General features: G+C 72.9%; 10 protein-coding genes. All 10 read right to left on the bottom strand.

Translation table 11 applies throughout. The features are described from left to right. Positions 1-456, bottom strand: a 456-nt coding sequence (locus VF468_03955) for a protein translocase subunit SecF (GenBank protein HEX5877467.1), incomplete at its 3' end; no start/stop codon positions are given. A 21-nt stretch (positions 457-477) separates the two neighbouring features. Next, positions 478-1935: a protein translocase subunit SecD gene (secD, locus tag VF468_03950; protein HEX5877466.1), complete on the bottom strand. Its 1458-nt coding sequence runs from the start codon at positions 1933-1935 to the stop codon at positions 478-480. 74 nt (positions 1936-2009) lie between these two features. Then, positions 2010-2705 carry an HD domain-containing protein gene (locus tag VF468_03945; GenBank protein HEX5877465.1) on the bottom strand — a complete coding sequence of 232 codons (696 nt, stop codon included), beginning with the start codon at positions 2703-2705 and terminating at the stop codon, positions 2010-2012. Further along, positions 2702-3016: a preprotein translocase subunit YajC gene (yajC, locus tag VF468_03940; GenBank protein HEX5877464.1), complete on the bottom strand. Its 315-nt coding sequence runs from the start codon at positions 3014-3016 to the stop codon at positions 2702-2704. Before yajC ends, VF468_03945 begins: the two co-directional genes overlap by 4 nt. Positions 3017-3055: 39 nt before the next feature. After that, positions 3056-4108 carry a Holliday junction branch migration DNA helicase RuvB gene (gene ruvB / locus VF468_03935; protein ID HEX5877463.1) on the bottom strand — a complete coding sequence of 351 codons (1053 nt, stop codon included), beginning with the start codon at positions 4106-4108 and terminating at the stop codon, positions 3056-3058. 41 nt (positions 4109-4149) lie between these two features. After that, positions 4150-4740 (bottom strand): Holliday junction branch migration protein RuvA, encoded by a 591-nt coding sequence (ruvA, locus tag VF468_03930; protein ID HEX5877462.1) that lies wholly within the window; start codon positions 4738-4740, stop codon positions 4150-4152. After that, positions 4737-5324: a crossover junction endodeoxyribonuclease RuvC gene (ruvC, locus tag VF468_03925; protein ID HEX5877461.1), complete on the bottom strand. Its 588-nt coding sequence runs from the start codon at positions 5322-5324 to the stop codon at positions 4737-4739. The genes ruvA and ruvC overlap by 4 nt, the downstream gene beginning before the upstream one ends. Positions 5325-5632: 308 nt before the next feature. Then, positions 5633-6379 carry a YebC/PmpR family DNA-binding transcriptional regulator gene (locus VF468_03920; GenBank protein HEX5877460.1) on the bottom strand — a complete coding sequence of 249 codons (747 nt, stop codon included), beginning with the start codon at positions 6377-6379 and terminating at the stop codon, positions 5633-5635. Further along, complete coding sequence (pdxT, locus tag VF468_03915; GenBank protein HEX5877459.1) at positions 6376-6966, bottom strand: pyridoxal 5'-phosphate synthase glutaminase subunit PdxT; 591 nt, start codon at positions 6964-6966, stop codon at positions 6376-6378. Before pdxT ends, VF468_03920 begins: the two co-directional genes overlap by 4 nt. Positions 6967-6974: 8 nt before the next feature. Continuing rightward, positions 6975-7756 (bottom strand): pyridoxal 5'-phosphate synthase lyase subunit PdxS (gene pdxS, locus VF468_03910; protein ID HEX5877458.1); only part of this gene is annotated, 782 nt, incomplete at its 5' end.

Below are 7756 nucleotides of genomic sequence, written 5' to 3'. Positions count from 1 at the left end.
CGACACGTAGGCGGTCACCACGACCAGGAACACCAGCAGGGCGACGACCGCCTTGCGGGAGACGGTGCTCCCCCACTTGGAGCCGATGGTCTCGGTGGAGACCTCGTTGCGCTCCACCCCGCCCAGCTCGGCCAGCTCGGTCCGGATCGTGGCCACCTCGGCCGGTTCCAGCACCTCGGTCTGGACGATCACCTCGACCGGCTGGCTCTGGGAGATCTGCACGACCTCGGCCACCGGCCCGAGCTGGTCGCGGACCTGGGCCTCGGTGACCGTCTGCTGCGGCTGGACCCGGAACACGGCCCCGCCCTTGAAGTCGATGCCGAAGTTGAGGCCGGGCACGAACAGGCTCACCAGCGAGATGAGCAGGAGCACGCCGGAGATGGTGAACCACAGGCGCCGGCGGCCGACGATGTCGTAACTGGTCTCGCCGTGGTACAGGCGGCTGGCGAGGGACACGGACTGGATCCTCCTTGCGGGTCAGACGGCGGCGCGGATGCCGACGAAGCGCCCCTCCTGGAACAGGCGGAGTCGGGTGAGCAGGGAGACCGACGGCCGGGCGAAGAACCAGGCGGCGAAGAAGTCGATCAGGGTGGCCAGGCCGAGGGTGAACGCGAAGCCCCGCACCGGGCCGACGGCCAGCACGTACAGGATCACGGCGGCGAAGAACGACACCGCGTTGGCCGAGACCAGGGTGTGGAACGAGCGCTGCCAGCCCCGGTCGACGGAGGCGCGCAGGGACTTGCCCTCACGGACCTCGTCCTTCAGCCGTTCGAAGAAGACCACGTAGGTGTCGGCGGAGATGCCGACGGCCACGATCAGGCCGGCGATCCCGGCCAGAGTCAGGGTGAAGCCGATCAGCTCGCCCATGACGATGACGATGCCGACGTTGAGGGCGGCCGCGATGACCAGGCCGACCCAGATGACCAGGCCCAGGCCGCGGTAGTAGACGAGCACGTACAGGAGCACCAGGCCGAGCCCGACGGCCCCGCCGATGAGGCCGGCCCGCAGCGAGTCGGCCCCCAGGGTGGCGCTGACGGTGGTGCGGGTCTGCGGGTCGAGCTTGAGGGGCAGGGCGCCCGAGGAGATCAGCGGGGCCAGGTTCTCGGCCTCGGCCTGGGTCTGGCCGGTGATCTCGGCCTGGCCGCCGCTGATGCCCTGGTCGCACTGGATGCTCTCGGCCACCGGCGGGCTGTTGATCACGACCGCGTCCAGGGTGATGGCGATCTGGCGCTTGACGTCGCCCACCTGGTTGCAGGCCGCCTTGCCGGTGAGCTCCTCGAACTTGTCGCCGCCGCGGCCGCTGAAGTTGAGGGCCGTCACCCACTCGCCGGTGGTCACCCCGCCCTGGCCGGTCTGGGCCAGCTGGGCCTGGGCCGAGGCGACGTCGGTGCCGCCGAGGGCGACCGGACCCATCAGCAGCTTGGCCGAGTTGGCGTCGGGCGCCAGCCGACCCTCGGTCCGGGAGCAGAGGACCACGTCCTTGTCGGGGACGTCCTTGGTCGAGTAGGTCTCGGGCTTGGCGCAGTCGACGGCCTTGAACTCGCCCTGGTTGTACTTGGGGTCGTTCGGCGCCACGACCTCCTTGACCGGGCGGAACTGGAGCTGGGCGGTGGTGCCGACGGCGGCGATCACCTCGTCGGGGTTGGGCACGTCGGGGATGGACACGACGATGTTGCCGCCCTCGAGGTTGACCTCGGACTCGGCCACGCCCTTGGAGTTCACCCGGCTGCGGATGATGTCGACGGTGGTGTCGAGCTGCTGCTGGGTCGGCTCGCCGCCCCGCGGGTTGGTCGGCACGAAGGTGACGGTGGACCCGCCGCGCAGGTCGAGGCCGAGCCGGGGCTCCAGCCCCTGGACCAGGACCACCGCCCAGACCACGCCGACCAGCGCGAACACGACCAGCAGCGGGATGACGTAGCGACGGATTCCTGGCACGGACTTGTGGCTCCTTCGTGCTGCAAGGGGTTCGAAACAGAGAGCCTAGCGGTTTTCTCCCGCGTTCGAGCGGGCTAGAGCAGGCTGTGGCCGTTGACGGTCATGCGGAACTTGCAGTCCAGGCCCTCGGCGGCCCGGCGGCACATCATCATGCGGGTCAGGAAGATCTCGAAGTACTCGAGGATGTCGGACACCGCCGTGTCGATCTGGAGCTCCAGGGTGATGGTGCGGCTGGTGGCGTCGACCCGCACGAACGAGTGGGTGGCCGAGTAGTTCACCCGGTCGTGGATGTCGAACTCGACCCGCGCGTCCTTGCGTACCCGGGAGCGGTGGACGTCGGACTTGTCGGCGATGTTGACCGCCGCCGACACCGGCGACACGGGGTGGCCGAGCTCCTCCTCGTGGTTGCCGATGGCCCCGATGACCAGGCCGATGTCCTCGGTGGCCATGCCCAGCTCGGCCAGCACGGGCAGGGCGAGCAGGGCCGAGGTCTGGGGGTGGTTCTGGCGCGAGATCACGTTGCCGACGTCGTGCAGGTAGCCGGCGACGGCGGCCAGCTCGGCCAGGTGCCGGTCGTAGCCGAGCCGGTCGAGGATGTTGTAGGCGATGTGGCCGACCAGGTTGGCGTGCCGGAAGCCGTGCTCGGTGTAGCCCAGCCTCCCGGTGAACTGGTCGGCGAGGGCGATGTAGGTCTGGATGGCCTGGTGGCCGGCCACCTGGTCGAGCAGGCGGAGCTCGGGGGCCGCGGCCCGGCGCTCCGGGAGGGTCATCGTTCGGGCCGCTCCTCTTCGTCGGCGACCTCGGCCGTCCCGCCCGCCGGCTCGGGGTTGACCTTGCCCGAGATGGCCCGGCGGTTGACCCGGGCCTCGACGCCCGGGGACAGCTCGATGGTGACGATCTCCCCGTCGAAGCGGCGGATGGTGCCGAGGAACCCTGCCGAGGTGACGATCTCGTCCCCCAGCTGCAGCGAGGACTGCAGCGACTGCAGCGCCTTGAGGCGGCGCTGCTGGGGACGGATGAGCAGGAAGTAGAAGACGGCGACCATCAGCACGAGGATGACGAGTGACCCGCTACCTTCCATGGATTTCCGACCTCCGGGGGTGCCGATGCGGCGGCAATCCTACTCCGGCCGGTCCTCGAAGAGGGAGCCCGGAGACGGGGCGGCTCCCGTGCCCCGGGGCGGGCTGAGGCCGAGGTGGGCGAAGGCGGCCGCGGTCGCCACCCGGCCGCGGGGGGTCCGCTGCAGGAAGCCGAGCTGGAGCAGGTAGGGCTCGGCCACGTCCTCGACCGTGTCCTGCTCCTCGCCGACGGACACGGCCAGGGTGGCCAGGCCGACCGGGGCGCCGCCGAACCGCTCGCACAGCACCCGCAGCAGGGCCAGGTCGAGCTTGTCCAGGCCGAGGCGGTCGACCTCGAACAGCTCGAGGGCGGCCTCGGCCACGGCCGCGTCCACCGACCCGTCGGCCCGGACCTCGGCGTAGTCGCGGACCCGGCGCAGCAGCCGGTTGGCGATCCGCGGGGTGCCCCGTGACCGCCTGGCCAGGACCTCGGCCCCGGCCTGGTCGATGGCCACCCCGAGGATGGCCGCCGAGCGGGTGACGATGGCCTGCAGGTCGGCCGGCCCGTAGTAGTCGAGCCGGGCCGAGAAGCCGAAGCGGTCGCGCAGCGGCGAGGTGATCAGCCCGGTGCGGGTGGTGGCGGCGACCAGGGTGAAGCGGGGCAGGTCGAGGCGCAGGCTGCGCGCCCCCGGCCCCTTGCCGAGCACGACATCGATCTGGAAGTCCTCCATGGCCGGGTAGAGGACCTCCTCGACCGCCCGGGGGAGGCGGTGGATCTCGTCCACGAACAGCACGTCCCCCGGCTCCAGGCCGGTGAGGATGGCGGCCAGGTCGCCGGCCCGCTCCAGGGCCGGACCGGAGGTGACCCGGAAGCCGACCCCCAGCTCGGCGGCCACGATCGCGGCCAGGCTGGTCTTGCCCAGGCCCGGGGGCCCGGAGAACAGCAGGTGGTCGGGGGGCAGGCCGCGCCGGCGGGCCGACTCGAGCACGATCCCGAGCTGCTCGCGGACCCTGGCCTGGCCGACGAACTCGTCCAGCTTGCGCGGGCGCAGGCTGCCCTCGCTGGCCCGCTCGGAGTCCGAGGGCCAGGGGTCGAGGAGGTCCTCTCTGTTCATCGGGGCACTTCCCTGGGGCTCCCCGAACCCCTCGGTGTCGGTCACCGGCTCGAGCCCAATCCGCGCAGGGCGAGCCGCAGGAGCTCCTCGGTCGGGCGTTCGCCGGCGTCGGCCGGGAGGGTGGCCAGGGCGGTCTTGATCTCGGCCGGCCCGTAGCCGAGGGCGCCAAGGGCCTCGCGGACCTCGGCGTAGGCCGGGCGGCCGGCCGGCTCGACCGGCAGGTCGGGCTCGCCGTCGCCCAGCTTGCCTTTGAGCTCCAGGATCAGCCGGGCCGCGCCCTTGCGCCCGACCCCGGAGACCAGGGTCAGGGCGTCGGCGTCGCCGGCGCTCACGGCCCGGCGCAGGGCGTCGGGGGAATGCACGGCCAGCACGGCCAGGGCGAGCTTGGGCCCGACCCCGGTGGCGGTCAGCAGCTGCTCGAAGGCGCGGCGCTCGTCGGTGGTGGCGAAGCCGTACAGGGCCAGGGTGTCCTCGCGCACGTAGGTGACGGTGTGGACCAGCACCTCGCCGTCGCGGGGCAGCCCGGCGGCCGCCTTGGGGGTCAGGTGCACCCGGTACCCGACCCCGCCGACCTCGATCACGGCCCCGTCGGCCAGGACCTCGAGCAGCCGCCCGCGCAGGCTGGCGATCACCGTCCGGCCCCCTTGGCGAGCCCAGGGGAGGTCGGGGCGGCCCGGGCCAGCCAGTCGGCGGCCGGGGCGGACCCGAGGGCGGCTCCATTGCCGCCGGGCCGGGCGCCGGGGGCGGCCAGGCCGGTGTGGTTGAGGTGGCACAGGGCCACGGCCAGGGCGTCGGCGGTGTCGGCCGGGGCCGGGACCGAGGTCAGCCCGAGGAGCGCCTTGACCATGTACCCGACCTGCTCCTTGGGCGCGCTCCCGCTGCCGGTGACGGCCTGCTTGACCTGCGGCGGGGTGTAGGCGGTGACCTCGAGGCCGTGCTCGGCGGCCAGCAGCAGCACCACCCCGGAGGCCTGGCCGACGGTCATGGCCGTGCGCACGTTGGCGTTGAAGAAGAGCCGCTCGATGGCCAGCGCCTCCGGCCGGTGGGCGGCCAGCACCTCCCGCAGCCGCGCCGCCAGGGCGGCCAGCCGGGGCGCGACCTGCTCGCCGTCGGTGGTGATGGTCCCGTACCCGGCGGCCGTCACCCGGCCCCTGCGCCCCTCGAGCACGGCCCACCCGCAGCGACCGAGCCCGGGATCGACCCCGAGCACCCGCATGGCCGGCCCTCCGCTTCTCGAACAGGTGTTTGGCGGCAGCCTACCCCCTGCCCCCGTCAGGCTCAACCATCCCCGCCCGGTTTGGTTGGTTAGCCTCCGCCCCGGACGGGTAGGCGGCGCTCGACCCGAAGGGAGGCGAGATGCGGCTCGGTACCCTGCTCTTGATCATCATCATCGTGCTGCTGGTGCTGTTCCTGTTCAGCCGCCGTCGCGGCCGCCTGTAACCCGGTCCCGCGCCCGGCCGGCGGGGAACAGCACGCCGGCCGGGGCTGGCAAGGAGGCCGGCTTCCGCCCCTCATCCGTGACGGTCAGCTGACCTCGGCCATGACCTCGTCGGGGATGTCGAAGTTGGCGTAGACGTCCTGGACGTCGTCGAGGTCCTCGAGGGCGTCGAGGAGGCGCAGGACCCGGAGGGCCACGTCGCGGTCCAGAGGCACCGACATGCTGGGGACCATGGTGACCTCGGCCGAGTCGTAGGCGATGCCGGCGGCGTCGAAGGCGGCCCGGACGGCGCGCAGGTCGCCGGGGGCGGTGGTGACGGTGAAGCCCTGGTCACCCTGCTCGACGTCCTCGGCGCCGGCCTCCAGGGCGACCTCCATGACCCGGTCCTCGTCGACGTCGTCGCCGAGCACGACCAGCTGGCCGCGGCGGTGGAAGAGGTAGGCCACGCTGCCGGCGTCGGCCAGGCTGCCGCCGCCCTTGGTGACCACGTGGCGGACGTCGGCGGCGGTGCGGTTGCGGTTGTCGGTCAGGGCCTCGACCATCAGCGCCACCCCGCCGGGGGCGTACGCCTCGTAGGTGGCCAGCTCGAGGCGCTGGCCGCCCAGCTCGCCGGCGCCCCGCTTGACGGCCCGGTCGATGGTGTCGTTGGGCACCGAGCTGTCCTTGGCCTTCTGGATGGCGTCGGCCAGGGTCGGGTTGCCGTCGGGGTTGCTGCCGCCCTCGCGGGCCGCGACCTCGATGGCCCGGATCAGCCTGGCGAACAGCTTGCCCCGGCGGGCGTCCTTGGCGCCCTTCTGGTGCTTGATGGTCGACCACTTCGAATGCCCGCTCATGACGAACTCCTCTCCGCGACCAGGTCGACCAGCCAGCGGTGCAGGCGCACCTCGCCGGTCAGCTCGGGATGGAAGGCGGTGGCGAGCAGGTTGCCCTGGCGCACGGCCACCACCTTGCCGTCGACCTCGGCCAGCACCTCGACCTCGGGGGCGGCCTCGGCCACCCAGGGGGCGCGGATGAACGCGCCCGACACCGGGCCGCCGTCCACGCCCTTGACGTCCACCCCGGCCTCGAAGGAGGCCACCTGGCGGCCGAAGGCGTTGCGGCGGACCCGCACGTCCAGGACGCCCAGCAGGTCCTGGGACGGCCCCTCGACCTCGCGGGCCAGGAAGATCATGCCGGCGCAGGTCCCGAGCACCGGCAGGCCGTCCGCGACCCGCGCCCGCAGCGGCGCCAGCAGCCCGTAGCGGGCGGCCAGCTTGCCGATCACGGTCGACTCGCCCCCGGGCACGACCAGGCCCTCCACGGAATCGAGGTCGGCCATGGTGCGGACCTCGACCGGGTCGGCCCCGACGGCGGCCAGGGCGGCCAGGTGCTCGCGGACGTCGCCCTGGAAGGCCAGGACGCCGACCCTGGGTGCGGGCATCGGGCTCCCTACCAGCCGCGGTCGGCCAGCCGCTCGCCCTCGGGCACGGCGGCGATGCCGACCATCGGCTCGCCGAGCCCGCGCGACACCTTGGCCACGATCTCGGGGTCGCGGGAGAAGGTGGTCGCCTCGACGATGGCCCGGGCCCGGCGGGCCGGGTCGCCGGACTTGAAGATGCCCGAGCCGACGAACACGCCGTCGGCGCCGAGCTGCATCATCATGGCCGCGTCGGCCGGGGTGGCGATCCCCCCGGCGGTGAACAGCACCACCGGCAGGCGGCCCTCGGCCGCGACCTCGGCGACCAGGTCGTAGGGGGCGGCCAGCTCCTTGGCGGCGGTGAACAGCTCGTCCTCCCGCAGGCCGTGCAGGCGGCGGATGCCGCCGGCGATGGCCCGCATGTGCCGCACGGCCTCGATCACGTTGCCGGTGCCGGCCTCGCCCTTGGAGCGGATCATGGCCGCGCCCTCGGCGATCCGGCGCAGGGCCTCGCCCAGGTTGGTCGCGCCGCACACGAAGGGCACGGTGAACTGCCACTTGTCCACGTGGTGGGCCTCGTCGGCCGGGGACAGGACCTCGGACTCGTCGACGTAGTCGACGCCGATGGCCTGGAGCACCTGAGCCTCGACGAAGTGGCCGATGCGGGCCTTGGCCATGACCGGGATCGACACGGCGTCCATGATCTGGTGGATCAGCTCGGGGTCGCTCATGCGGGCCACCCCGCCCTGGACCCGGATGTCGGCCGGCACCCGCTCCAGGGCCATGACCGCGACGGCCCCGGCCTCCTCGGCGA

The organism is Actinomycetota bacterium, assembly GCA_036280995.1.
Taxonomy (GTDB): Bacteria; Actinomycetota; CALGFH01; order CALGFH01; family CALGFH01; genus CALGFH01.
Note: the sequence above shows the minus strand (reverse complement) of the source record. Positions and strands in the feature narration are given on the sequence as shown.